Origin of the sequence: Massilia forsythiae (genome assembly GCF_012849555.1) — a bacterium.
Taxonomy (GTDB): Bacteria; Pseudomonadota; Gammaproteobacteria; order Burkholderiales; family Burkholderiaceae_D; genus Telluria; species Telluria forsythiae.
Genome location: NZ_CP051685.1, coordinates 4,856,585 through 4,880,068, shown reverse-complemented (window position 1 = coordinate 4,880,068; position 23,484 = coordinate 4,856,585). Strand labels below are relative to the sequence as shown.

Here is a 23,484-nt window from a genome sequence, read left to right as displayed (position 1 = left end):
GTCAGAACGGCGCGTCGCCCTCGATCGTGGTGCGGTACAGCTTGCGGCGCTGGTCGTCCGGCGTGCCGGCGGCCAGGTGCATCACCGAGCGGTTGTCCCAGAACACCATGTCCTGCGGCTGCCACCGGTGGCGGTAGACGAATTCCGGGCGGGTGCTCAGGTCGAACAGTTCGTCCAGCAGCGCGCGGCTCTCGTCTTCCGGGAGGCCGACGATGCGCGTGGTGAAATGCTCGCTGACGAACAGCGCCTTGCGCCCGGTTTCCGGGTGGGTGCGCACCACCGGGTGCACCACCGGTTTCACCTCGTCGATCTGGGCCTGGGTCAGGTTCGGGCGCCACGGGTTTTTCTTTTGCAGATCCGCGTAGCGCGCCAGGTAGCTGTGCTCGGCCCTGGCGTGCTCCACCGCGCGGCGCAGGTGGCCGGGCAGCTGTTCCCAGGCCGTGTGCTGGTTGGCGAACAGGGTGTCGCCGCCGACGGCCGGGAGTTCCTGCGCATGCAGCATCGAGCCCAGGCTCGGGGTTTCCTTGTACGACAGGTCGGAATGCCAGAAATGGCCGGCGTCTCCCAGGCCGATCGGCTGGCCGTTCTCGCGGATGTTGGAGACGATCAGGATTTCCGGCTCTTCCGGCAGCTGGAACTGGCGCAGCACGTGGATCTGCAGCGGCCCGAAGCGGCGGCTGAATTCCATTTGCTGGCGCGGCGTGATGTCCTGGTCGCGGAACACCAGCACGTGGTGCAGCAGGTGGGCGCGGTGCAGGCGCGCGAAGTCCTCGTCGTCGAGCGGCCGCGACAAATCGAGCCCGAGCACTTCGGCGCCGAGCGCGGCCTCGAACGGTTTGATGGCGAAATGCTGGCGTGGTTGCAGTACGGCGGACATGGCGGCTCGCGGATGGGTCGTGGAGCCGCCAGGGTAAGCGCGCACGATTCGATCGCCAACGAAGGTTTTCGAGGATCGTCATGCGGTTTTCGCTGAGGCAAGCAAACGTCCATACAGAGCCGCCCCTGCCACGAAACGGCGGGCGCGCGCTTGACGGTACGCGTCCATCCGGCTTGCGTTGGCGGGACAACGCGCGCCGGACCCGGCCCTACACTGGGCATGCACATCCAGTGCGCATACCAATGGAGAACATGATGTCCACTGTCAAATGGCTTGCCGCCCTCGCCCTGGCCGCGCTGTCCGCATCGATCCATGCCGAGCCCTTGTTCCTGAGTACGAGCATCAGCGGCGCCGTCACGTCCACCGACAACCGCATCTTTGAACTCGGGTACTTGCAAGCAGGCACGCCCATCACCGTCGATTTCGCCAACGAAGCCAACTTCACTTTCTCGGCGATCGATGCAGGCACGCTCATCAACCAGTCCATGGGGGAATTCACGCGATTCGACGTGGCGTCGGGAAGCCATCTCGCCGCGTTCGACCGGACCCCGGCCTGGAATAACAATCCCTTCAACCAGATCCAGCTGCACGACAATGTCGTGAATGCGGCGGGCGAAGTGGTCGATGGTTTCGAGCTGTACCTGTACGGCGAAATGTACGGCGGCTACGTCAGGTATTCCCTGGTCCAGCGGCTGGAATTTTCTCCGGACACCTTCGACGGTCTCGACGCCTGGTCGGTCCTGGCCCTGGAGCATGCCGCGCTGCTGGGCGGCACGATGGAATGGACGCGCGAAGCCAGCAGCTGGGACGGGCCCGATGTCAGGGGCGCCCTGTCCGCCGACGTCACCGGCTTCAGCATCCAGTTTTCCGGCCCGGGGGCCGAAGTGCCCGCGGTGCCCGAACCGGGCCAATACGCGTTGCTGCTGGCCGGCCTGGCCGGCGCGGCGGCCTTGCGGCGCCGGCCGGGCCGGCCAGGCCGCGCTGTCGCATTTGGATGACGATCGCCGGCGACACGGCCCGTCACCGGCAGACGTTTTCCAGCGCCATCACCGGCGCCGGCGCCGGCAGGCCGGCGACGTCGATACGCAAGTCCTGCGCATGGCGCTCCATCAGCATGCCGTTGCCGACGCGCGGACTGGGCGCGCGGTAGGCGGCGTCGTTCTGCGCCTGCTCCAGCGTCACGTAGCGCGCGCCGGCGGCGTCCAGCCTCGCCATCACGTCCGGCAGCGTGGCCGCGCTCCAGGCGCCCAGGTGCGTCAAGAGCACCTGCGGGATCATGCGGCCGTACACGCGCTGTGACAGGGCGCGCGTGCGCACGATGGCGGCGTCGACGCGGCGCAGGTAGTCGGCCTTCATGCGCGCGATCGCCGCCGCGTCGCCCTTGTCCAGGCAGCGCGCGTAGGTGTCGGTGTAGGCCCAGTCGTCGAAGCTGATGCTGACCTCGGCGATGCGGTAGCCCTGCGCATTCAGCCAGGTAATGGCGCCGTCGTGGCGCGGCACCTCGTCGCCGCCGTCGAGGAAGGGAAAGCGCAGCACGTGCCAGTCGGCCTTGCCCATGCGCGCGGCCAGCACCGGCTCGCCGGCGCGGGCATCGTCGATCCAGGCGTGCAGCGACGGCGCCTGGCTCAGGCCGAGGTGGCTGTAGGTGTGGTTGCCGAGCGGCCAGCCGACGCGGCGCCAGTCGTCCAGCACCGCGCTGCTGGCCGGTTGTTCCTGCAGGCGCTTGGCATTGACGAAGCCCCAGGCCTGCGGCACATGGTGCGCCCTGAGCGTGTCGATATACGCGCGCGCGATGCCGTCCCAGCTCAGGCCGCGCGGCAGCGGGCCGTGCACGCTGAGGTCGTCGACGGTGACGGCGACGTCGAAGGGCGCGCCGTCGGCGGCGCCGGCAGGGGCGCAGGTGGCGGCGCAGGCGAGCGCGGCGGCGCCCAGGATGGTGCGGATCGGCATGGCGGGTGTCACGGCGTGGTCTCCATTGTTCCCGGTGCGGGAGTTCCCGGTGCGGGAGTTCTTGTTACGGGCATTCTCGATGCGGAAGAGCGCGGCCTTCCCGGATGAGCGCGGCAAGCATACGCCATCGCACCGCGGCCTGTCACCTTACGCATACTGCATTATTGACTTGATTTCATCGGACACGGTAGGATGAAATCGATTACAGCCGATCCGGCATACAACGAAGAGGATGACGACATGCAGCAACCGGTCCCAGGGCGCGGCGCACGCCGCGCCGCCGCCCAGCCATTCAAACCTTCCCGGCAAGCCGCCACCCGATGCCTGCTGGCGGCCGGCATCGCGCTGGCGGCCGCCGGCGCCGGCGCCCAGGACGCGCCCGCCGCCGGCAATGCCGGGGCCGCGCCATCAAGATCAACCAGCTCGGCTTCCTGCCGGCCGCGCACAAGCTGGCGGTGGTGCCGGCCGGCGCGGCATCGCGCTTCACGGTAGTCGATGCCGCCAACGGCAAGCAGGTGTTCGAAGGCAAGCTGGGCGACGCCGCCCGCTGGGACGCCTCCGCAGAAACCGTGCGCGTGGCCGACTTTTCCACGCTGCGCACGGCGGGCCGCTACCGCCTGCGCGTGGCCGGCCTGCCCGATTCGGCGCCGTTCCCGATCGATGCCAATGCCTACCGCGACCTGGACGCCGGCGCCATCCGCGCCTATACGATCAACCGCGCCGGCATCGCCCTGGGCCCGCAGGTGGCCGGCATCTACGCGCGCGCGGCCGGGCACCCGGACGACAAGGTGCTGGTGCACGCGTCGGCGGCCTCGAAGGCGCGCCCGGCCGGCACCGTCATCGCCAGCCCGAAAGGCTGGTACGACGCCGGCGACTACAACAAGTACATCGTCAATTCCGGCATCAGCACCTATACGTTGCTGGCCGCCTACGAACACTTCCCGGACTGGTTCGGTAAGCTCGGCGTGCGCCTGCCGGAATCGGGCAACGGCCTGCCCGACCTGCTGAACGAGGCGCTGTGGAACCTCGACTGGATGGCCACCATGCAGGACCCGGCCGACGGCGGCGTGTACCACAAGCTGACCAACCTGTCCTTCGACGGCATGGTCATGCCCGAGCGCGCCACGGCGCCGCGCTACGTGGTGCAGAAGACCACCGCGGCGGCGCTCGACTTCGCCGCCGTGATGGCGACCGCCAGCCGCGTGCTGGCGCCGTTCGACGCGCAAGCGCCCGGCCGCTCGGCGCGCTTCCTGGCGGCGGCCGAAGCGGCCTGGCGCTGGGCGCGCGCCAACCCCCATGCGCTGTACCGCCAGCCGGACGACGTCAAGACCGGCACCTACGGCGACGACCACGTCGACGACGAATTCGCCTGGGCCGCGGCCGAGTTGCTGATCGCCACCGGCAAGGACGACTACCGCGCCCTGGCGCTGTCGATGCCGGCGCCGGCCGCGCGTCCCGGCAAGCCGGCGCTGCCAGCCGGCGAGCGCAGCGCGGAACCCGGCTGGGCCGACGTCGCGCCGCTGGGCTGGATCTCGCTGGCGCAGCAAAGCAAGCGCCTGCCGGAGGGCGTCGACATCGCGCCGGTGCGCAAGCGCCTGGCGCAGGAAGCCGAGCGCCTGGCGGCGCGCTGGAACGCTTCGCCCTACCGCGTGAGCATGGCGGCCGGCGATTTCGTCTGGGGCAGCAACGCGGTGATCCTGAACCAGGCGATGATGCTGGTGGCCGCCTACCGCCTGGATCCGCGCCCGGCCTACCTGGATGCGGCGCAGTCGGCGCTGGACTATGTCCTCGGCCGCAACGCGCTCGGCACCTCGTTCGTCACCGGCTTCGGCGCCCGGGCGCCGCTGCATCCGCACCACCGGCCGTCGCAGGCGGACGGCATCGCGGCGCCGGTGCCGGGCTGGCTGGTGGGCGGGCCGAATCCGGGCCAGCAAGACTTGCCGTCCTGCCCGGCCGGCACGCGCTACCCGTCCGCCCTGCCGGCGCTGTCCTGGCTGGACGACGTCTGCAGCTACGCCAGCAACGAGGTCGCCATCAACTGGAACGCGCCGCTGGTGTACGTGGCGGGGGCGCTGCAATCGCTGGTGCGTTAGCCTCTGGTGCGCCGACCTCTGGTGCGCTGTTCGCCGGTACGCTGGACGCCGCTGGCGCCGTCTCAAGGCTCCTGCCCGCGTGCCTCGGGTTCGGCAGCGGCACGCACATCCACCTTCAGGGCGACGCGCACCCGCTCGGCCAGCTGGCCCATCCGGCTGGACCTGGCAATCGATTGCGCGTCACTTGCGGCGGCGGCGGCCGCGAGCGACGCCGCGCTGGCGAAATCCACGCCGAAGATCGCCGGCATGTCCGGCTGGCGCAGGCGCAGCGCATCCACCAGCCGCATGGCGTCGCCGCCGTCGTCGAGGGTCAGGCTGGCCACCAGCAGGTCGATGCGGCCATGGCCGTCGGCCAGCGCCACCGCCTGGTCGATGCCGGCCGCGCCCAGCACGCGGTAGCCGAAGCGGCGCAGGTAGGTTTCCATGACGTCGCGCGCATCCGGCGCAATGCCGTCGACCAGCAAGACCGTACGCATGCCCATGGCGTGGATCGGGGTCCAGCCGTCGGCGCGGGCGCCGCTGCGCTGGTCCGAGTCTCCCCCGCCGTGCAGCGCCACCGGAAACGCCATGCGTATCGCGGTCCCCTTGCCGACCTCGCTCTGGATATCCAGCCAGCCCCCGGATTGCTGGGCAAAGCCATGGACCATCGCCAGGCCCAGGCCGGTGCCGGTCGCCTTGGTGGTGAAGAACGGCTCCCTGGCGCGGCCGAGCGTGTCCGGCGTCATGCCCGCACCCTGGTCGGCCACGCTGATCATCACGTGCGGCGCACGCAAGCGTTCCTGCCCGCCGAAGCGGGTCCCGGTCGGCAGCATCGACGTCGCCAGCACCACCTTGCCGCCGTCCGGCATGGCATCGCGCGCATTCACCAGCACGTTCAGCAGCGCCATTTCCATCTGCGCCGGATCGAGCTGGCAAGACGGCAAGCCCGGTTGCAACGCCAGTTCCAGATCGATCTTGCTGCCCAGCGTACGCGCCAGCATCTCGCTGAATTCGACCACCAGGCCATTCATGTTCAGGCGCAAGGGCTTCAAGTGCTGCTTGCGGGCGAAGGTCAGCAGCTGGTTGGTCAGCTTGCCGGCTTTTCGCACGGCGAGCGCGGCGCGTTCGACTGCCAGCAGCGCGGCGGCGGGACTGCCCGGGATCGTGCGCACCAGGTCGAGATTGCCGGCCACCACTTGCAGCAGGTTGTTGAAGTCGTGCGCGACGCCGGCGGTCAGCTGTCCCAGCACTTCCATTTTTTGTGCTTGCAACAGGGCTTGCTCGCCGAACTTGCGGCTGGTGATGTCCATCATCGACCCGAACCAGTACAACACCCGCCCGCCGGCGTCGTGGATCGGGCCGATGAACACGGCGTTCCAGAACGGGTGGCCGTCGGCCTTATAGTTGAGGATGTCGACCGCGACCGAGCGGTTCTCGCACACGGCCCGGCGCAGTGCGGCGACCGCCTCTGGGTCGGTATCGTCGCCTTGCAGGACACGGCAGTTCTTGCCGACGATGTCGGCGTCCGCGTAGTGCGTCAGTTCGCAAAACGCCGGATTGACGAAGACGATCGGGTTATCGGCCTGGTTGGGATCGCTGACCACGATCGGGACGCGCGTCATTTCGATCGCGGCGAAAAAGACATTGTCGCGCTCTTCCAGACCGGCCCGGGATATGCGGCTGGCGCGCCATCGGGCCACTGCGGGGTGCTGCGCTTCGGACGAGGCAATCCTTGTTTCCTGTTCCGCTTGTCCGGTCACCGTCGTCCTCCTCGTTCACCGCATGCCGCCACATCGCGGGCACTCGTGGTAATGCAACAGGGAAATCACGTCGTTCCATGCATTATAGAAAATTCATGCACATTCTATAAGCTAAAAATAAGTTTGCGGGCAGTATTAACTATCTGTAATAGCGGCGCAACAATCGCTCGAGATCGGCTACGGCGAAGACGATGGTGCCGCGCTCTTCCCGCCGGGGCGCGAGACCGCGCCCGCCTGCCAGCGCCGTCGGTCCGCCGCGGCGGCCGGGCCGGATACGAGGACGCGGGGCAATCGGATAAATCCGGCCGGGTTTGTTGAGCGCAAACATTCCTGTTGCCGCTGCCGGGTGCGCTGTTCTACACTGCCGGTCATGGCGCGCATGGACGCGCCGGCAACCGACAACGGAGACGAGCAGGCGCCATGAGCGATACCAACGACAACACCATCCGCAGGATCGTCATCGTGGGCGGCGGCACCGCCGGCTGGATGAGCGCGGCGCCGCTAGCGCAGCGCCTGGGCGGTCCCGGCCATGACGGCGGCCGCTGCGAGGTAGTGGTGGTCGAGTCGCCCGAGATCGGCACCATCGGCGTCGGCGAGGCGACCCTGCCGACGATCCGCTTCTACAACGCCGCGCTCGGGCTGGACGAGGCCGACTTCATCGCCAGGACGCGCGCCACCTACAAGCTGGGCATCGAGTTCCGCGACTGGGGCCACCTCGGCAACCGCTTCTTCCACGGCTTCGGCGACTTCGGCCCGACACTCGGCAACAGCCCGGTGCACATGTACTGGCTGCGCCTGGCGCGCGAGTTCGACCGCATGCCGGCGCTGGAAAACTGGTCGATGTCGTCGGTGATGGCGCGCGAGAACCGCTTCGCTGCGCCGGGCGGGCAGACGCCGGGCATCAGCGACGCCTATTCCTACGGCTTCCATTTCGACGCCGGCCTGTACGCGAACTACCTGCGCGACTACGCCATGGCGCGCGGCGCGCAGCGCATCGAAGGCACCATCACCGCGGTCGAGCAGCATCCGGACAGCGGCTTCATCACCGCCGTCAAGCTGCGCGACGGCCGCCGCGTCGAGGGCGACCTGTTCATCGATTGCTCGGGCTTCCGCGGCCTGCTGATCGAGGGTGCGCTGCAGGCCGGCTACGAGGACTGGAGCGACCGGCTGCCGTGCAACAGCGCCCTCGCCGTGCCCTGCGCGAGCGTGGACAAGCTCACGCCCTACACCCGCTCCAGCGCCAGGGCGGCCGGCTGGACCTGGCGTATCCCGCTGCAGCACCGCACCGGCAACGGCCACGTGTACAGCGACGCCTTCACCAGCGACGAGGAAGCGGCGCGCGTGCTGCTGGACGGCCTGGACGGCGCGGCGCTGGACCAGCCGCGCCAGCTGCGCTTCGTCACCGGGCGCCGGCGCAAGTCATGGGTCAAGAACTGCATCGCGATCGGCCTGTCGGCCGGCTTCGTGGAACCGCTGGAATCGACCAGCATCCACCTGATCGAGACCGCGGTCGGCAAGCTGGTCGAACTGTTCCCGCAGCGCGACTGCAGCCCGGCGCTGGCGGACGAATTCAACCGCGTGATGGGCGGCCGCTACGAATCGGTGCGCGACTTCATCATCCTGCACTACAAGCTGACCGCGCGCGACGATTCCGACTTCTGGCGCCATTGCGCCGCCATGCCGGTGCCGGAACCCTTGCGCCACCAGATCGAATTGTTCCGCGAGACCGGGCGCGTGGCGGTGCTGGACCGCGACGGCTTCGCCGAACCCTCGTTCGTGGCGATGATGATGGGACTCGGCATCACGCCCAGGCGCTACGACCCGCTGGCCGACCGCGTCGACATCCGCCAGGTGCACGGCCACTTCGCCGGCGTGCGCGACCTGGTCGCGCAGGCGGCGGCGCGCATGCCGGAGCACCGCGCCTACGTCGAGGGAACGGTGGCCGGCAAGGCCGCCGGCGCCAGCCACCTGGCGGCGAAGGCGGCGGCCGGCTCCGGCCGCCCGAAGTAATAGCCCTGGGCCTCGTTGCAGCCGAGGGCGCGCAGCGCGCGCGCCTGCGCCTGCGCCTCGACGCCCTCGGCGATCACTTCCAGCCCGAGGTTGCGCGCCATGCCGATGATGGTGGTGACGATGGTGTAGTCGTGGTGGTCGCTCAGCATGTCGCGCACGAAGGACATGTCGATCTTCAGCTTGTCGGCCGGCAGGCGCTTGAGGTAGGCCAGCGACGAATAGCCGGTGCCGAAATCGTCGATGGCGATGGAAAAGCCGTCGCGCCGCAGCGTGTCCATGATCTCGATGGCGCCTTCCACGTTTTCCATCAGGCCGCTCTCGGTCAGCTCCAGCGCCAGGCAGCTGGAATCGACGCCGGCCGCGCGCGTGGTGGCGCGGATGGTCTCGACGATGCCTTTTTCCGCCAGCTGCTGGGCAGCCAGGTTGACCCACAGCCGCCCCGGAAACGCCAGGCCGGCGTCGCGCCAGGCGCGCACCTGGCGGCAGGCCTCGCCCAGCACCCACTTGCCGAGCGCGCCGATCATGCCGCGGCTCTCGGCGATGGGGATGAACACGGCCGGGCTGACCCAGCCGCGCTGCGGGTCGCGCCAGCGCAGCAGCGCCTCGGCGCCGATGGCGCGGCCGTCGTCCAGGTTCACCTGCGGCTGGTAGTGCAGTTCCAGCGCGCCGGCGGCCAGCGCATGGCCCAGGTCCTTGGCCAGTTCCATGCGCTCGACCAGGCCGTCGCTCATCTCGGGCTGGTAGAACACGAAGCCGCCGCCGGCCGCCTTGGCGCGGTACATGGCGATGTCGGCGCGCTTGAGCAGGTCTTCCATGCCGGCGCCGTCGCGCGGATAGGTGGCGATGCCGATCGACAGGCCGACCGCGAAGGTATGTCCCTGGATCGCCACCGGATCGGCCATGGCCTGCGCCAGCCGGCCGGCGATCAGCGCGGCGGTGACGTGGTCGGCGCGCTCGGCCACCACCACGAATTCGTCGCCGGCCAGGCGCGCCAGGATCTCGCGCGCGCGCAGCGCCGCCTGGAAGCGGCGCGCCACCTTGATCAAGACCTGGTCGCCGACGCCGTGGCCTTGGGTGTCGTTGATTTCCTTGAAGCGGTTCAGGTCCATGTACAGGATCGCCAGCGGCGTACCGGCGCGCTGCGCCTCGGCCAGCGCGGCCTTCATGCGCTCGGTGAACAGGCTGCGGTTGGCCAGCCCGGTCAGGGTGTCGTACAGCGCCAGGTTGCGGATCTTTTCGTCGGTGGCCTTGCGCTGGGTAACGTCGGTATTGATCACCAGGATCGACTTGGGCCGGTTGTCGTCGTCGCGCACCAGCGTCCAGTGGCCCTCCACCACCAGCAGCCCGCCGTCCTTGCGGCGCTGCGCCACCTCCCCCAGCCACTCGCCGGTGTCCAGCGTCGTGCGCACCGCATCGCTGGAGGAGTCGGGGCCGTCGCGGTACAGCCAGTGGTCGATGCGCTTGCCCATCACTTCCTCGTCGCTCCAGCCGTACAGGCGCTCGGCGCCCTTGTTCCAGTACTGGATGGCGCCGTCGATGGCGCGCACGATGATGGCGTCGCGCGCCTTGTCCAGCAGCGAGGCCTGGTCGCGGTGGCGCGCCGCGTGCGCGCGCGCCTGCTCGCGCAGGCTCTGCTCCTCGGTCACGTCCTCGGCCATCAGCAGCAGGCGCCGTTCGCCCTCGGCCAGCTGCACGCCGGCCAGGGTCAGGCGCAGGCGCTTGCCGCGCAGGTCGACGCCGACGCCGTGGCGGGTGCCGCCGGTCGCCAGCATGGCGGCGGCCTGCTCGCGCAATCCCGGCTGCGGCAGCACGGCGCCGAAGTCGAGGCCGGCCACATCGCCCTCGCCGGGCAGCGTCAGGATGTCGCAGAAGGCGCGGTTGGCGCTCACCACCGCCAGGGTGTCGCTCAGCACCATCAGGCCGGTCGGCAGGCTGGCGATCAAGGCTTCCGCGTAGCGCTTCAGGCCCAGGATCTCGCGCCGGTCGGTGATGTCGCATAGCGAGCCGGCGATGCGGATCGCGCGCCCGGTCTCGTCGCGCTGGGCCAGGCCGATCGCGCGGAACCAGCGATAGTCGCCGCTGTTGCAGCGCAGGCGGTAATGCACGTCGTAGGGCGTGGCGCCGCTGCGGTCGAGGATGTGCGCGGTGAACGCCGTCTTGGTCGCTTCCACGTCGTCCGGGTGCATCACCGCGAACCACGTGTTCAGCCCGTTCGGCAGCGCCGTCTCGTCCGGATAGCCGAGCAGCTTGCGCACCTGGTGCGACCACAGGAACTGGTTGGCCGGGTCGGTCAGCTTGCGCTGGCCGATCTCGACGTCCCACAAGCCGTCGCTGGTGGCTTCGCGCAGCAGGTTCAGGCGCGCCTGCAGGCGCGCATGGTCGTCCTTCAGCAGCGCGCTTTCCGCGCGCGCCTCCATGCCGCGCCGCCATCTGCGCAGCACGCGCCGTTGCAGCGCGCTGCGAAGGCCGGTGTTGCGGGTGCCGTGCCGGGTTGAAAGCATCGTGGGTGTGCCTTTCGGTGATTGGAAATGACGACGGGCACTTGGCAGTATGACTTGTCGGACTTTAATCTTTTCACTGAAATCGATGGAAGTCTTATGGTGTTTGGTTCGAATCAACAACCATGCGCAAAAACGCTCGCCGTCACCGACGTACTGCAACACGCGGGTGAACCACGTCATTGTCATTCGTTCATTTCCCGGACGTTACTCGCGCGCGATAGCGAATCGTTGCAGGCGCATGTTCCGACCAGCAAGCGCACACGGCGATCCGTTATACTCGTCGGACAACAACAACAGGAGGGGCACCCAACGCCATGGCCGTCACACTTGTCCGAACCGTCTGCGCCGGCTTGATCGCAGCAGGCTCGCTGCTTGCTGCGCTGCCGGCCGACGCCGCAGCCGCCAACCCGCCGGGCGCAGCAGCGCCGGGCGCCACCAAGCCGGAAAACACGATGAACAAGAAGAAAAACGATCCCTCGATCGACGTCATCAAGCGCCAGGAACAGGCGCTGCAGTTCACGTCGTTCGACAACGATACCGCGCTCGCGATCGGCAACCGCATCATCGAGCAGGCCAAGGCGGAGAAGGTCGCGGTCACGGTCGACGTGACCGTCGACCGCAACCCGTTGTTCTTCCACGCCATGGCCGGCACCAGCCCGAACAACATCGACTGGATCCGTCGCAAGAGCAATCTGGTCAATCGAACCGGCCACGCATCGTTCTTCACGCACATCGAAGCCATCGACAATGGCCAAGACTTCAACAACTTGCCGGCGTTCGACACGAAAGACTTTGCCGCCCACGGCGGCGCGTTCCCGATCATTCTGAAGGGCAAAGGCCAGATCGGCACGATCACCGTATCGGGCCTGGCAGGCGTGGACGACCATGCGATGGCCGTTCGCGCGCTGAAGTGGTACCTGAAGCAGGACGAGGTTCCGCTCTAGTGACCCGGAGAGCACGGCTGTCTGCGCTCCCCACGCCCCGCACAGCTGCGGCAAGCCCGGCGCCGCCATGGCGTTCTGTGGTCACTGGCAGGTCGGGCGTTATTCATCCAGCGCCAGGACGGTGGCGGTGCCGCCACCGAAGAAGCACTCGTTCTCAGACAGGAAGTCCGTTTTTAGTGCCGACAGAAGGGTCTGGATACGGTTGTGATGGTCGCGTTCAAACATTTATCAGTCCGTGGCCAAAAACCTCTTTCAACGCTTCGATCAGCCTCTGTTCAGTCTGGCCAAGCTGATTCTGGTCGACCATGCGCCAGTTGCCCTCGTAGAGCGCAAATGCCTCTTTGCCGGTAATGACATCACTGGGCTTGCGGCTCCAGGCGAGCTACGCCAGCTGAGAATAATCCCCGATCGTGATGGTGGCAGGTGCGGTCTTCATATGGACGATTATCGGTCTTGCGGGCAGAAAGTCACGACGGCCGCGCATGATGTCCCGCCCTCACACAGTTTCTCGGTTTCTAACCATGGCCGCCTGCAAAGCGCGATGCGGCGCTGCGATCCCTTGACCCAGCCCTGCGCGTAGAACACCTCCAATTTTTTCGCCTGGGCGGCGGCCTGCGAGGAAGCGGCCCGGCATGAAGTCATGTAACCCGCGGGGCTGCGCCTGCTCAACAAGATTGTGCTGGGCGGATACGATGCGGTCGATACGGACAGCGCGGGACGATTCCAGGCTCGAAGATGTCGTGATGGCAGCGGCTTCGATGCAGGCCACTGTATTGCCTTCGAGAATTTTTGTACGATTGACAACAGCGGAAATGGAAAGTTTTTTGAATGATTTAGAATGACCACTTCTGGACGGATCCGGTCTGTCACGACACTTACTGAATTTTAACTTGGCAACCTGACATGCTGGGCTGAAGGGCCGAGTTCGGCCACAAGCAGCATTACCCGTTCAGAAAACGCCAAAAATTATGAGAGAAAATTGATGAGCACAGCCCTTGATGACGTGGTATCTACCGCCAAGCGCGCCGTAACCACGTTTCATGAACGATCGAATAATGGTCTGGATTTTTCGGAGGAAAGCCTTTCGATTGTTGAAGAAATGCTGGCAGAAGCGTCCGATTACGTAGGAGAAATGCCGCAGTCGCAGGTTTCGGGACTTGTTCAACTGCTCGGCTGTTACATCCTTGAAGTGGCCCGCGCAACATATGGTGGCGAGTACGCATGGATTGACGATACGCGAGGTCCGGTTCTTGTCGTAGGTGAGCCGGAGACGCATATTGCCATCTCCACCTGGGACAAAGTACGCGGTCGTTTAAGCGGTGACACAGCCGACAACATTCCGTTTTTTTACCAAGGTTTTGCCGAAATGGCTCGCAAGCGGCCACCCGGACAACGAACGCTGTTTGTATGATCTGCGCTATTTGAACGTCCGGTATGGGTCGGTTCCTGCCTGTTGCGACAGTCCATGATCTTTGCGGCTTGACACATGATATGCTAAGCTGAGGGGCCAAGATCGGCCAAGCGCGGTCGTTCTTTCCTAGTCGTACCACTCCCTTTTATGAATCTGAAAACCGTTTCGGCTGTATCGCTTCTGCTGGTACTTGTAGCACATCTTCCTGCTGCCAATGCTGTCTGCTTTTATCCGGGAACCGCCAGATCTGGATACAATATTCCACTCAAGACAGAGGTTCGTACTGCTGAAGCAATCGTCATCGGTCGTGTGCTATCAGAGCAGCAGTTACAGGAGGATGCGGACGATCCCGATGGCGTTACCGCATCCAATGTGACCATCGAAGTCCTAAAAAAGCTGAAAGGGACTTTGTCGGGCGTTATCGTGGTGAGGAATGAAAACACATCGTCCCGTTACCCCATGTCGATTGGCGAAGAACACATCCTGTTCGTTTCTCGTACAAAGCGTGGCACGTGGATCGATAGCTGTGGGAATTCAGAAGTGATGCCGGATGGAGAGCAAGTCGTCAAGGAAGTACGGACACAACTTCGGGCATTGAACTAGTGGACACATTGCCTATAATGGTTCCGCTACGTCCGCAACCGGCCAGAAGCAGATACTTGTTGAGCGTCAATTTAAGTCAGACTCCTATGTGCTGGCACGTCAGAATATTCCAGAAAATTACTTCGTCCGAACGAGAAACATTACTTGGCCCGACAGTTGTAGGAATTCTAGTCGGTGCCTTTTCCGCCTTTTGCGTCGTCGCCTTTGATAGTGACTATGGCGGAACAATACAGGTATGGCAAAGGGTGCTTCGCACAGTGCTAGGCTTCTTCGGCGGCTTTCTAGCCGCCTTTGGACCGTTCGGATTACTGCCCATACTGGTCGCACGTCTAATGCGAAGAAACCGAAGCAGCTAGTTGTTAAACGGCCGGTTTCGGTCGGCAGTTGCCGTACAGTGGACGGCAAGACGCGGCCATGGAACGGCAGCTCAGTATGTTGTATATCCAGCAGACGCGATCCATACGCTCGTAACTGCGGACACCGCGGAATCGGCAGCGAAGAATGTATATAGCGAGCTAGGCATCACGGTCCTGTAACAGGGTCGTAGATGAGATCGTCATACGTCCGGTTTGGGTCGAGTCCGGCCTTCGTGATAGTCCGTGAATTTTTCAGCTTGGCAACCTGCTATGCTGGCTTGAATGGCCGAAATCGGCCCAAGCTTTATTAAAACGCAAAAAACTTAAATTTTCATGGGTAGGGCGACCCCTCCCGACCTCGAGAAAATCGCGTAGCGGCCGTTCTGAGAGGTCGATTTTTTTGTTCGACGATTTTTCCCGAGTTTTTACACAGCCTGGGCCAAAAGCGGACATGCCTTGCATGGCCGCATGCTGCTGCCCTTAGTTATCAATCATTCAAGCACGAATCGTGTGAGAAAAAATTTCGCTGAAGATCTTATTTTGAAAACAAGCAATCTGGTGGTGCGAAGCATCGCAACCTTGGGGCTACTTGTCTTCACATCCATTGCCATGGCTGACCAAATATTCCTTAATTCAAAGAATGCAGTGTCGGGCCGCATGGCTATCCTGGAGGACGATGGACAGGTGGCTCACCTCTATCTCACTGCGCCATCAAGCAGGAAAATCGAACGCGACGTCATTCTTTACATGCGAATTCAACCGATCACCGAGGGTGAATGGAAGAAAATCATGGCGGCTAAATCTACGCCACGCTTGACCATCAATATGGCAAGTACGACCGCGGTCATCGAAGACCCAGCAGAGCACGAATTTGAATTCTGTTGGTCGCATGACGGAAATTCCGTCGCAGCTTTACGGCATGGGATGCCTCTGGCCTTCATATCGGCGACTTAGAGACTGGGATATTCGAAGGCTGTCGCCGTTACGTCACCACTCGCTAGCTTTTGGGAGCAAGCAAAATATGAAGCAGTCTTTGACAAATAAATTGAAGGGCTGCTTTGGGTCGGTTGCTGCCGGTCGTGACAGTCCGTGAATTTTCCGACCGGACAACCTGATATGCTAGGTCAAACGGCCGAGATCGGTCAGGATCTCACCTTCATCAACCACATCATTTATGACCGAAAGCAAACTTACACCTGAGTTGCTTCAGGCTCTAGAGGCCACGCCTGAAGGCCCCGCGCGCGTAGACCTCTTAACCAAGCTGCTCGTGACAGAAGGGCATGACCGTTATGAGGACACCGTGTTCGAGCTAGGTTTAATCGGCGCACGTAACGCAGTCCCGGCTATAGTGAAAGCAGCTAACACGCCTTTTCAAGAGTTCATTCGCTGGGGCAATCTTCAAGAATTTCGACGCAAGTGTGCGTACGCATTGGCTCGAATAGGAACCGATGAGTCGCGAGCTGCACTCCAAGGAATGGCAAATAGCTCAGACGTAGATTTGCGAGAGTAGGGTGAAGAGGGTCTACGTCACTGGCCAATACCATACAAACCTCGATGACCGCTCTGGGTCGATTCCCGCCAATCGTCAGTAACATCACTCTTCACTCGCTGCTATAGCCAATCGCCGCCCGCACCACCCTTCAGATCACTGCGTGAGCGGCGCGGAAACATACGACATGTGTCGGCCGCGTCACCAGCCCATCTTGCCCTTGATGAACGCGCTCAGCCTGGCCGCATTCGCCTGGTGCTGCTTGATGCGCGGATGCTGGCCATAGCCGGTGAAGTCGAAGAACAGCGTGTCGATGCGCTTCTCGCCGTCTTCCTTGCGCAGGCGCTCCACCGCCGCCGTCACGTAGCCGGGCCAGGGCGAATCCGCTTTGGTCGCGTCCATGCTGCCCAGCGCGCACACGATGTAGGCCTTCGGGTACAGCTGGCGGATGCGCGCGACGAAGGTCCGGTACGCCTCGATGCGCTGGGCCGGGGTCGGCTCCGGCTTCAGGCGGTGCTCGCGGTCGACCAGCCAGGCGTCGTTCTGGAACAGGTTGACCACCACCACGTCCGGCGTCCAGCTGGAAAAATCCCACTTGCTGTCGTTGTCGCCGACCGCGCTCAGCTGGTCGTAGAAGTCCGGCATGGTGAACGGGAACCAGCTGATCATCAGGCCGATGCCGCTCTGCGAGGTCACGTGCGCTTCGGCGCCCAGCTGGCGCGCGGCGATGCTGGCGTAGGACATGAAGTTGTTCTTGTCCTTCTGCCGGTCGTCGCGGCCATTGTCGGCGCCCTCGTCGCCCATGCCGCTGGTGATGGAGTCGCCGAAGAATTCGATGCGGCGCGCCGGGCGCGGCGGCGGCGCCAGCAATTGGCCGCCGTCGGCCAGCTCGAAGCCGCGCACGGTGGTGGCGCCCTCCTCGCCTTCGGTGCGCTTGGTGATCAGGAAGCTGTGCCGGCCCGGCGCCAGGTGCTGCGCCACCAGGTAGGTCTTTTCGCCCTTGAACGCTTCCAGCACGAACGGGTACGTGAGGTCGCCGTCCAGGAACACGTTGAAGTAGTTCTTGCCGTTCTGGTCGTCCAGCGTCACGGACAGCGAACTGCCGGTGAAATTGCCGGCGATGGCGCTGCCGGGCCAGGAGAGTACCGGTGCGGACGGCCTGGAAAAATCGATGCGGCCGGTGTATTGCAGGCGCTTGTCGCTTGGCGCGACGGCGGTGCCGGCCAGGGCCGGGCCGGCGTGCAGCAGGCCGGCGGCGAGTAGCGCCAGCGCGCCGGCGCGCAGTGGGGAAACGGTGGTCGATTGCGTTGATTTCATTGGGGCGCTTTCAGGAATGCCGGCAGCTTGTCCAGCGTGATGACGTTCGGATGGTGGTACACCTTGTTCTTGTGGGTGAGCGTGTTGTAGTAGTCGCCGCTCCAGAAATTGTCCTTGTCGGTGGCGCCGGCCGGGGCATGGCCGTCGTTCCACACCGTAAACCACAGCCAGGGCGCGCCGTCGGCCAGCATCTTGTCCGGGTCGGGAATGTAGCTCGTTTCGCTGAGCGCCACCGGCTTGTCGCGGTTGCCGATGGCGCGCGCGGCGCGGTAGGTGGCGGCCTGCGACTTGTAGGCCTTGGCGTCGCCATTCTTGTCGTCGTCGTAGATGTCGTAGCCGACCACGTCGACCACGTCGTCGCCGGGATACCAGGCCGGGTCCTGGCCGTTCCACACCCACACCAGGTTGTGCAGGCCGTGCGTGCGCACCAGGCGCTCGTGCATGTGGCGCCACAGCTGGATATAAGCCTGCGCCTGCGGCACGCCGTCGCCGCGGGTGCGGCCCCACCAGAACCAGCCGTCGCCCTTGTTGCCGGACGCCTCGTGCAGCGGCCGCCACAGCACGACCACGCCGGCATCGGCCAGGCGCCGCAGCTCGCCGGCGACCAGGTCGATGCCGGCGTCGAGCTGGGCGTAGCCTGGGCTGGCCGTGTCCAGGCGGCCCTCCTTCATCGGAATGGTGAAGCCGGTGTTCTTCGCCGCGTCGCGCTCGCGCGCGTAGAAATTGCCGCGGCCCGCTCCGGCCACGGCCAGCCGGGCCGGGTCGCGCCAGTGCCAGCAAAAGGTCACCAGGCCGCCGCGGCGGGCGAAGGCGATCGCTTCGTCGACCTGGTGCGCGCCCTGGGCGTCGGGGCCGGCGAGGCCGCTGTTCATGAAGTCGTAGCCCATCAGGGCCGGGTACTTGCCGGTGTCGTCGAACACGCGCCGGGCCATGTCGGCGCCGTCGTTCCAGGTCAGGTCTTGCTGGCCGGCGATGATCTGCTTGCCCCAGATGCCGCGCAGCCAGGCGTACAGGGCGCGCGTGGCGGGGGTGGCGTCGGGGTCGCTGAGGGTGGCGTGGGTGGCGGATGTCGTCGGCGCGGATGCGGCAGTCGCGGGAAGCGCAGCCGCGGCTGCCGACAGCGTCAGTGCCGCCAGCAGGCGGCAGGCAAAGATGGAGTAATGTTTTCGCATTCCGTTATCCGTTACAGCGTCGTTCCCGCGCAGGCGGGGACCCATGCTCACTTACTAAAATCCGTGCATTGACCTGACACTTCAATTCATATGCAGCCAACCATGGAAGCTGTGTATGGGTTCCCGCCTGCGCGGGAACGACGAATCAGCTGCGACGGTGCTCACAGCTTGATCACCACCGCCCTGCCGTCGTACTCCACGCTCTTGTCGGCCGCATCCAGGTCCGCCGCCGGCGCCGTGCCGGCGCGCAGCACGCGCACCTTGAACTGGCGCCGGGCCGGCATGCCCTTGTACTGGCCGGCGCGCGCGCCGATCGTCACGGTGCCGGCCTTGTCGTCGTAGCGCACCGCGATGCGGCTGGATTCGCCGCGCTGGTAGGCGTTGGTCACGCCGTCGTCCTCGTACAGGCTGCATTCGCCGCTGGCGCCGGCCACCACCTGCAGCACGATCGGCGCGTCCGGCTTCTCGTCGACGTACTGGGTCACCGGGCCGGTCGGCAGCACCGCGCCGGCCTTGAGGAACAGCGGGATGCGGTTCAGGGGCGCATCCACCGTGGCGGTGGTGCCGCCCTGGTGGCGCATGCCGGTGTCGAAGTCGATCCAGTCGGCGCCGGCCGGGAAGTAAACCGTGCGGCTGCGCGCGCCGTAGGCGGTCACCGGCGCCACCATCAGCGCGTGCCCGAACAGGTACTGGTCCTTGATGTTCTTCACGCGCTCGTCGCGCGGGAAGTCCATCACCAGGCCGCGCATCATGGTGCCCGACTCATAGTGGGTGTCGGCCGCCATCGAGTAAATGTAGGGCATCAGGCGGTAGCGCAGCTTCAGGTAGCCGACCATCGCATCGCGCATGGCGTCGTCGCCGGCGGCGATGTTGTAGATCTCGCGCTTGACCACTTCGCCGTGCGAACGGAACAGCGGAGAGAAGGCGCCGAACTGGAACCAGCGCAGGTTCAGCTCGCGCCATTCCTTCATGTCTTCCGGATTCGCCGCCTTCTGGCCGGTGGACCGGTTTTCCTGGGCCGAGCCGACGTCGCCGACCTGGTAGCGCGTTTCCTGCGCGTAGCCGCCGATGTCGTGGGTCCAGTTCGGGATGCCGGACATCGAGAAGTTCACGCCCGAGGCGATCTGGTCGTACAAATTGTTCCAGCGGCTGGCGGTGTCGCCGCTCCACACCGCCACCGCGTTGCGCTGGATGCCGGCGAAGCCGGAGCGCGACAGGATGAACTGGCGCGTGTCCGGCTGGTCGCGCCGCAGGCCCTCGACCATGCCGCCCGAATGCACCAGGCTGTACGGATTGAAGGTGACTTCGCCGGCGCCGTAGACGGTGGGGCCGATCAGCTTCTTGAAGTCCTCGGGACGGGTGTTCGACAGCACGTCCGGCTCGGTATTGTCCATCCACCAGGCGTCGAAGCCGAGGTCGACCAGCTTGCCCTTCATCTGGCGGTAGTAGATATCGCGCGCCTCTTTCGTGTACGGATCGTAGTGCGAATTTTTGTAGCCGGGGCCGACCCAGTCGAGCGCGCCGTCCTCGACGTTCTTGGTCCACATGTGGCCCTTGGCCGCCAGTTCCTTGTAGTTGTCGGTGTTGGCGTAGAACTTGCCCCAGATGGAAATCATGATGCGCGCGTGCTGCTTGTGCACGGCGTCGACCATGCCCTTCGGATCGGGGAAACGCGCCTTGTCGAAGTCGTGCGAACCCCAGCCGTTCTCGGGCCAGTAGAACCAGTCCTGCACGATGTTATCCAGCGGCCAGCCGCGCTTGCGGTACTCGGCCACCACGTCCAGCAGCTGCTGCTGGGTCTCGTAGCGCTGGCGCGATTGCCAGAAGCCGTAGGCCCACTTCGGCATCATCGGCTGCTGGCCGGTGAGAAGGCGGTAGCCGCCGATCACGTGGTCCATGCTGTCGGCGCTGATGACGTAGTAATTGATCGCTTCGGCCACCTCGGACGACATGGTCAGCGAGTGGCGCTCGGGCGCCGGCAGCGGGTCGTTGTGGGTCATCGCCACCATGCCGCCGGAGGCCCTCCATTCCAGGTGCAGCTTGACCGGCTTGTCCTTTTCGAACGTCACCTCGAAGTTGTGGTACCACGGGTTCCAGCCCTGGCGCCACACGTCCATCACCTGCTTGCCGCCGATGGACAAGGTCGCGTAGTCGGACGCGTACAGCTGCATCTTGTGCACGCCCGGCTTGCTGCTGGCCATGGCGCCGTCCCACACCACCTTGACGTCCTTGCCGGCCAGTTCCTTCACCGACGGCAGTTCTTTCGGCCAGTATTCGGCCAGGTCCTTCAGGTACTGGTAGGCGATGTCCTTTTCCTGGCGCGTCAGGGCCAGCTTGCCGTCGATGTAGTAGCGCGCCGTCAGGCCGCCCGGCTTGCCCGCCTCGTCGGTGAGCGCCAGGTCGCGCGACAGCCAGGCGTAGGGCTTGGGGTCGCCGAAGCGGGTGATCGCGTTGTTATCCCACAGCAGGCCGTAGTTCTTGTCCGAGACCACGAAGGGCACCGAGGCGATCATGTTGTGCTGGGCCAGCAGCACGTCTTCGCCGTTGTAGTTCATCTGGGCGTTCTGGTGCTGGCCCAGGCCGTAGAACGCATCCTTGGTGCCGTGGTTGAAGCCTTCCTGGATCGCCAGGAAGGGCTTGCCGCCGACGTCCACCTGCGTCATGGCTTCGCTGGCCTGGGTCAGGAAGGGCTTGCCGGCGGCGTCGAAGAAGCGCAGCTTGCCGTCCTTGAGCGCGACTTCGGCGCTGACCTTGCCGGCCTTGAGGCGCACCGTGCCGGCGGCGCCGCCGCTGGCGTCGACCGTGAAGCGGCAGGCGCTGCACGGCCGGGCCACCGTCATCAGTGAAGGCGTCAGGGTTTTGTCGGCCCGGTCGAGTTTCAGCACCTGGATGATGTTGTCGCTCATCAGGTTCAGGCGGACCAGTCTGGCGGGGCCGGTGTCGGGGGTAATGTCGATGCCGGTGGCGGTTTTTTGCCAGGTGCCGGCCAAGGCCGCGGTGCTCGTGGCGAGCAGCATGGTGGCGGTGGCGATGTGGGTGAGGCGCATGTGGTTTGTCTCCTGAATTGGTCGGCTGCGTTTCTTCTTGTGTCGGCCTCAATGCGTCGTCCCCGCGAAGGCGGGGACCCATACTTAGCTACCAATGTCGATACGCGAGCACTTCGGCTTCTTTGAACTCAGCATGGGTCCCCGCCTGCGCGGGGACGACGTTGTTTTACGGTGCGGGTGATTTGGCGATAGGATTTCAAACCATCCGGATCTTCACTTCAATAGGTCCCCATCCTCACTTTCAGAACCGTCGGCGTTGCCGGCAGGTTCAGGCCGTAGTCGGTCTGGTCGCCGTTCCAGTTGCGCTCCATGACCCACTTGCCGTCCTTGTCGAAGCGCCCTTCTTCCACGCGCGCGTACATCGACGGCTTCTCCTTGTTGGCCCCCAGCCCGGACAGCTTGACACGGATCTGCTGCCCGATCAGCACGAACTCGTCCGGGCCGACCTGGGCGATCGCCACGCCGCCCGACGGGTGCTCGGTACCGGCGGCGAATTCGGTCTTGTCGCGCAGGTATTCGCGCTCGCCGAACTGGAATTCGCGGAACGACAGGGTCGCCTTCCAGCCGTTCATCTCCACCGTCTGCGGCGCGCGGTCGTCGCCTTCGGCCACGCCCCAGGTGCGGCCGGCCAGCGCCCATTTGGCCCAGGTGCGTCCCATCGGCGCGAACACCTTGTAGATCTTCGCGAACGGCTCGACCATGCGGCGGTCGATGTATTTCGCGCCGAGCGGGTAGTTGCTGTATTCGGCGTAGTCGATGCCGAACGGCGCCACGCCCAGTGCGCCCTTGCCGATGATCTGGTAGACGTAGCGCGCATAGCCTTCGGCATTGCCCATTTCCGGCACCATCAGCGCATTGTCGCGGCGCTGGAAGCTGGCCAGGATGGCGCTGACCTTGTTCGATTCCGGCATGTAGATGTCGGGCGCGGCGAAGTCGATGTGCGGCGCGGCGGCCTTGTAGATGCCGATCACGTCGTAGGTCGGGCCGCCGCTGGCGAAGTTGGCGCGCCACGGCAGCGGCGCGCGCGGGTCGTCCAGCGGCTGCGGATCGCGCAGCGCGTTGTTCACGTACATCGGCAGGTCGTACACGGCGCGGCCGGCCTTGGCGATCTCCTCGATGTAGCTGGCGATGGCCCAGCTGTGGAAATACTGTTCGGCGTAGTCGCCGTATACCTCGGACCAGTTGCCCTGGGCCGGGCGGCCGGCCGGCGCCGGCTGTTGCGCCAACACGGCGGCGGGCACCGGCTGGGCAAAGGCGGCCTGGCCGCGCGCGCCGTAGTCGCGCGCCACGCCGTAGGTGCCGACCTCGTTCTCGACCTGCACCATGATCACGGTCTTCTTGTCCGCGTCGATTTTCCTGACGTGCTCCATCAGCGCCACGAAGGCCTTTTTATCGGCCGCCAGCGTGGCTTCGCCCAGCGGCGACAGGCAGTAGCTGGTCTTGCCGTCCTTGTCGACCATGCGCGGGAAGCGCGTGTTGTCGAACTTGACCCACTCCGGCGTGTACGACGGGCCGGTATTCTTCCAGGTGCCGAACCACAGCAGCACCAGGCGCATGCCGTTCTGGCGCGCCTGCGCCACCAGGGTGTCGACGTAGCCGAAGTCGAACTTGCCTTCGCGCGGCTCGATCTGTTCCCAGGCCACCGGGATCTCGAGGGTGTTGGCGTGGGCGTCCTTGAGCGCTTCCCACACCTTGGGCAGCGCGGCCGGATAGTTGCTGGAGTTCTGGGCCTGGCCGCCCAGCACCAGGAACGGGGCGCCGTCGACCAGCAGGGCGTGGCGGCCGTTCTGCTCGACCAAGCGCGGCATCTCGGCGGCGGTCGCAGCGGCGATTGACACTGTATGGAGGCCGGCAGCGGCCAGGAACGCGCACAGGGCGGCGCGGCGGAAAAATGGGGTAGTCATGCGCGAGCGGGTCCTTCGGCGTCGGCGTGTGAAAAAAACGGCCGGGAGAACATCCCGGCCGCCGTCGTGCT

The 23,484-nt window shown here is 65.3% G+C and carries 18 protein-coding genes; 8 read left to right on the top strand and 10 right to left on the bottom strand.

Going from position 1 to position 23,484, the window contains the following annotated elements:
- Nucleotide 1: 1 nt before the first annotated feature.
- On the bottom strand, nucleotides 2–877 hold the full coding sequence (locus HH212_RS20465; RefSeq protein WP_170204186.1) for a TauD/TfdA dioxygenase family protein: 876 nt from the start codon (nucleotides 875–877) through the stop codon (nucleotides 2–4).
- A 242-nt stretch (nucleotides 878–1,119) separates the two neighbouring features.
- Here HH212_RS20465 and HH212_RS20460 point away from each other — a divergent pair, with 242 nt between their 5' ends.
- Nucleotides 1,120–1,875 carry a PEP-CTERM sorting domain-containing protein gene (locus tag HH212_RS20460; RefSeq protein WP_170204185.1) on the top strand — a complete coding sequence of 252 codons (756 nt, stop codon included), beginning with the start codon at nucleotides 1,120–1,122 and terminating at the stop codon, nucleotides 1,873–1,875.
- A 22-nt stretch (nucleotides 1,876–1,897) separates the two neighbouring features.
- Here HH212_RS20460 and HH212_RS20455 read toward each other — a convergent pair whose 3' ends face one another.
- Nucleotides 1,898–2,839 carry a polysaccharide deacetylase family protein gene (locus tag HH212_RS20455; protein WP_211172382.1) on the bottom strand — a complete coding sequence of 314 codons (942 nt, stop codon included), beginning with the start codon at nucleotides 2,837–2,839 and terminating at the stop codon, nucleotides 1,898–1,900.
- 308 nt (nucleotides 2,840–3,147) lie between these two features.
- Here HH212_RS20455 and HH212_RS20450 point away from each other — a divergent pair, with 308 nt between their 5' ends.
- The gene (locus tag HH212_RS20450) at nucleotides 3,148–4,920 is read left to right on the top strand and encodes a glycoside hydrolase family 9 protein (protein ID WP_170204184.1); all 1,773 of its coding nucleotides are present in this window, start codon (nucleotides 3,148–3,150) and stop codon (nucleotides 4,918–4,920) included.
- A 62-nt stretch (nucleotides 4,921–4,982) separates the two neighbouring features.
- On the opposite strand, the gene HH212_RS20445 is transcribed toward HH212_RS20450, so the two are convergent.
- Both HH212_RS20445 and HH212_RS20440 read right to left on the bottom strand, forming a co-directional pair.
- The gene (locus tag HH212_RS20445) at nucleotides 4,983–6,599 is read right to left on the bottom strand and encodes a PAS domain-containing protein (RefSeq protein WP_255487020.1); all 1,617 of its coding nucleotides are present in this window, start codon (nucleotides 6,597–6,599) and stop codon (nucleotides 4,983–4,985) included.
- A 199-nt stretch (nucleotides 6,600–6,798) separates the two neighbouring features.
- A complete protein-coding gene (locus HH212_RS20440; RefSeq protein ID WP_170204182.1) occupies nucleotides 6,799–6,987 on the bottom strand; it encodes a hypothetical protein in 189 nt (62 codons plus the stop codon).
- Nucleotides 6,988–7,079: 92 nt separating this feature from the next.
- Here HH212_RS20440 and HH212_RS20435 point away from each other — a divergent pair, with 92 nt between their 5' ends.
- Entirely contained in the window at nucleotides 7,080–8,669 is a 1,590-nt protein-coding gene (locus HH212_RS20435; protein ID WP_170204181.1) for a tryptophan halogenase family protein, read from the top strand.
- Here the strand turns inward: HH212_RS20435 and HH212_RS20430 are convergent.
- Entirely contained in the window at nucleotides 8,582–11,170 is a 2,589-nt protein-coding gene (locus HH212_RS20430) for a bifunctional diguanylate cyclase/phosphodiesterase (protein ID WP_170204180.1), read from the bottom strand. The genes HH212_RS20435 and HH212_RS20430 overlap by 88 nt on opposite strands.
- Before the next feature lie 452 nt (nucleotides 11,171–11,622).
- Between HH212_RS20430 and HH212_RS20425 the strand changes: the two genes are divergently transcribed.
- The gene (locus tag HH212_RS20425; protein ID WP_170204179.1) at nucleotides 11,623–12,114 is read left to right on the top strand and encodes a heme-degrading domain-containing protein; all 492 of its coding nucleotides are present in this window, start codon (nucleotides 11,623–11,625) and stop codon (nucleotides 12,112–12,114) included.
- 99 nt (nucleotides 12,115–12,213) lie between these two features.
- Here HH212_RS20425 and HH212_RS27630 read toward each other — a convergent pair whose 3' ends face one another.
- Entirely contained in the window at nucleotides 12,214–12,339 is a 126-nt protein-coding gene (locus tag HH212_RS27630; RefSeq protein WP_255486847.1) for a hypothetical protein, read from the bottom strand.
- A gap of 757 nt (nucleotides 12,340–13,096) precedes the next feature.
- Here HH212_RS27630 and HH212_RS20420 point away from each other — a divergent pair.
- The 4 genes from HH212_RS20420 (at nucleotide 13,097) to HH212_RS27850 (ending at nucleotide 15,994) form a co-directional block, all read left to right on the top strand.
- Nucleotides 13,097–13,525: a hypothetical protein gene (locus HH212_RS20420; protein ID WP_170204178.1), complete on the top strand. Its 429-nt coding sequence runs from the start codon at nucleotides 13,097–13,099 to the stop codon at nucleotides 13,523–13,525.
- 147 nt (nucleotides 13,526–13,672) lie between these two features.
- The gene (locus tag HH212_RS20415; RefSeq protein ID WP_170204177.1) at nucleotides 13,673–14,128 is read left to right on the top strand and encodes a hypothetical protein; all 456 of its coding nucleotides are present in this window, start codon (nucleotides 13,673–13,675) and stop codon (nucleotides 14,126–14,128) included.
- An 824-nt stretch (nucleotides 14,129–14,952) separates the two neighbouring features.
- Nucleotides 14,953–15,438, top strand: a complete 486-nt coding sequence (locus tag HH212_RS20410; protein ID WP_170204176.1) for a hypothetical protein — start codon at nucleotides 14,953–14,955, stop codon at nucleotides 15,436–15,438.
- A 220-nt stretch (nucleotides 15,439–15,658) separates the two neighbouring features.
- Nucleotides 15,659–15,994, top strand: coding sequence for a HEAT repeat domain-containing protein (locus tag HH212_RS27850; protein ID WP_370663883.1), 336 nt, complete (start codon nucleotides 15,659–15,661; stop codon nucleotides 15,992–15,994).
- A gap of 180 nt (nucleotides 15,995–16,174) precedes the next feature.
- Here HH212_RS27850 and HH212_RS20405 read toward each other — a convergent pair whose 3' ends face one another.
- The 4 genes from HH212_RS20405 to HH212_RS20390 all read right to left on the bottom strand — a co-directional run bounded on the left by HH212_RS20405 (nucleotide 16,175) and on the right by HH212_RS20390 (nucleotide 23,413).
- Nucleotides 16,175–17,290, bottom strand: a complete 1,116-nt coding sequence (locus HH212_RS20405; protein ID WP_170204175.1) for an SGNH/GDSL hydrolase family protein — start codon at nucleotides 17,288–17,290, stop codon at nucleotides 16,175–16,177.
- The gene (locus HH212_RS20400) at nucleotides 17,287–18,462 is read right to left on the bottom strand and encodes a glycosyl hydrolase (RefSeq protein ID WP_211172381.1); all 1,176 of its coding nucleotides are present in this window, start codon (nucleotides 18,460–18,462) and stop codon (nucleotides 17,287–17,289) included. The genes HH212_RS20405 and HH212_RS20400 overlap by 4 nt, the downstream gene beginning before the upstream one ends.
- Nucleotides 18,463–18,623: 161 nt before the next feature.
- A complete protein-coding gene (locus tag HH212_RS20395) occupies nucleotides 18,624–21,509 on the bottom strand; it encodes a glycoside hydrolase family 31 protein (RefSeq protein WP_170204174.1) in 2,886 nt (961 codons plus the stop codon).
- Between the two features lie 218 nt (nucleotides 21,510–21,727).
- Nucleotides 21,728–23,413, bottom strand: coding sequence for a GH35 family beta-galactosidase (locus HH212_RS20390; protein WP_170204173.1), 1,686 nt, complete (start codon nucleotides 23,411–23,413; stop codon nucleotides 21,728–21,730).
- Nucleotides 23,414–23,484 lie beyond the last annotated feature (71 nt).

Excerpts from the sequence above, each read along its gene's own strand:
- HH212_RS20465 (WP_170204186.1), bottom strand. The coding sequence starts at position 877 with ATGTCCGCCGTACTGCAACCACGCCAGCATTTCGCCATCAAACCGTTC.
- HH212_RS20460 (WP_170204185.1), top strand. The coding sequence starts at position 1,120 with ATGGAGAACATGATGTCCACTGTCAAATGGCTTGCCGCCCTCGCCCTG.
- HH212_RS20450 (WP_170204184.1), top strand. The coding sequence starts at position 3,148 with ATGCCTGCTGGCGGCCGGCATCGCGCTGGCGGCCGCCGGCGCCGGCGC.
- HH212_RS20440 (WP_170204182.1), bottom strand. The coding sequence starts at position 6,987 with ATGTTTGCGCTCAACAAACCCGGCCGGATTTATCCGATTGCCCCGCGT.
- HH212_RS20435 (WP_170204181.1), top strand. The coding sequence starts at position 7,080 with ATGAGCGATACCAACGACAACACCATCCGCAGGATCGTCATCGTGGGC.
- HH212_RS20430 (WP_170204180.1), bottom strand. The coding sequence starts at position 11,170 with ATGCTTTCAACCCGGCACGGCACCCGCAACACCGGCCTTCGCAGCGCG.
- HH212_RS20425 (WP_170204179.1), top strand. The coding sequence starts at position 11,623 with ATGAACAAGAAGAAAAACGATCCCTCGATCGACGTCATCAAGCGCCAG.
- HH212_RS27630 (WP_255486847.1), bottom strand. The coding sequence starts at position 12,339 with ATGTTTGAACGCGACCATCACAACCGTATCCAGACCCTTCTGTCGGCA.
- HH212_RS20420 (WP_170204178.1), top strand. The coding sequence starts at position 13,097 with ATGAGCACAGCCCTTGATGACGTGGTATCTACCGCCAAGCGCGCCGTA.
- HH212_RS20415 (WP_170204177.1), top strand. The coding sequence starts at position 13,673 with ATGAATCTGAAAACCGTTTCGGCTGTATCGCTTCTGCTGGTACTTGTA.
- HH212_RS20410 (WP_170204176.1), top strand. The coding sequence starts at position 14,953 with ATGCTGCTGCCCTTAGTTATCAATCATTCAAGCACGAATCGTGTGAGA.
- HH212_RS27850 (WP_370663883.1), top strand. The coding sequence starts at position 15,659 with ATGACCGAAAGCAAACTTACACCTGAGTTGCTTCAGGCTCTAGAGGCC.
- HH212_RS20405 (WP_170204175.1), bottom strand. The coding sequence starts at position 17,290 with ATGAAATCAACGCAATCGACCACCGTTTCCCCACTGCGCGCCGGCGCG.
- HH212_RS20400 (WP_211172381.1), bottom strand. The coding sequence starts at position 18,462 with ATGCGAAAACATTACTCCATCTTTGCCTGCCGCCTGCTGGCGGCACTG.
- HH212_RS20395 (WP_170204174.1), bottom strand. The coding sequence starts at position 21,509 with ATGCGCCTCACCCACATCGCCACCGCCACCATGCTGCTCGCCACGAGC.
- HH212_RS20390 (WP_170204173.1), bottom strand. The coding sequence starts at position 23,413 with ATGACTACCCCATTTTTCCGCCGCGCCGCCCTGTGCGCGTTCCTGGCC.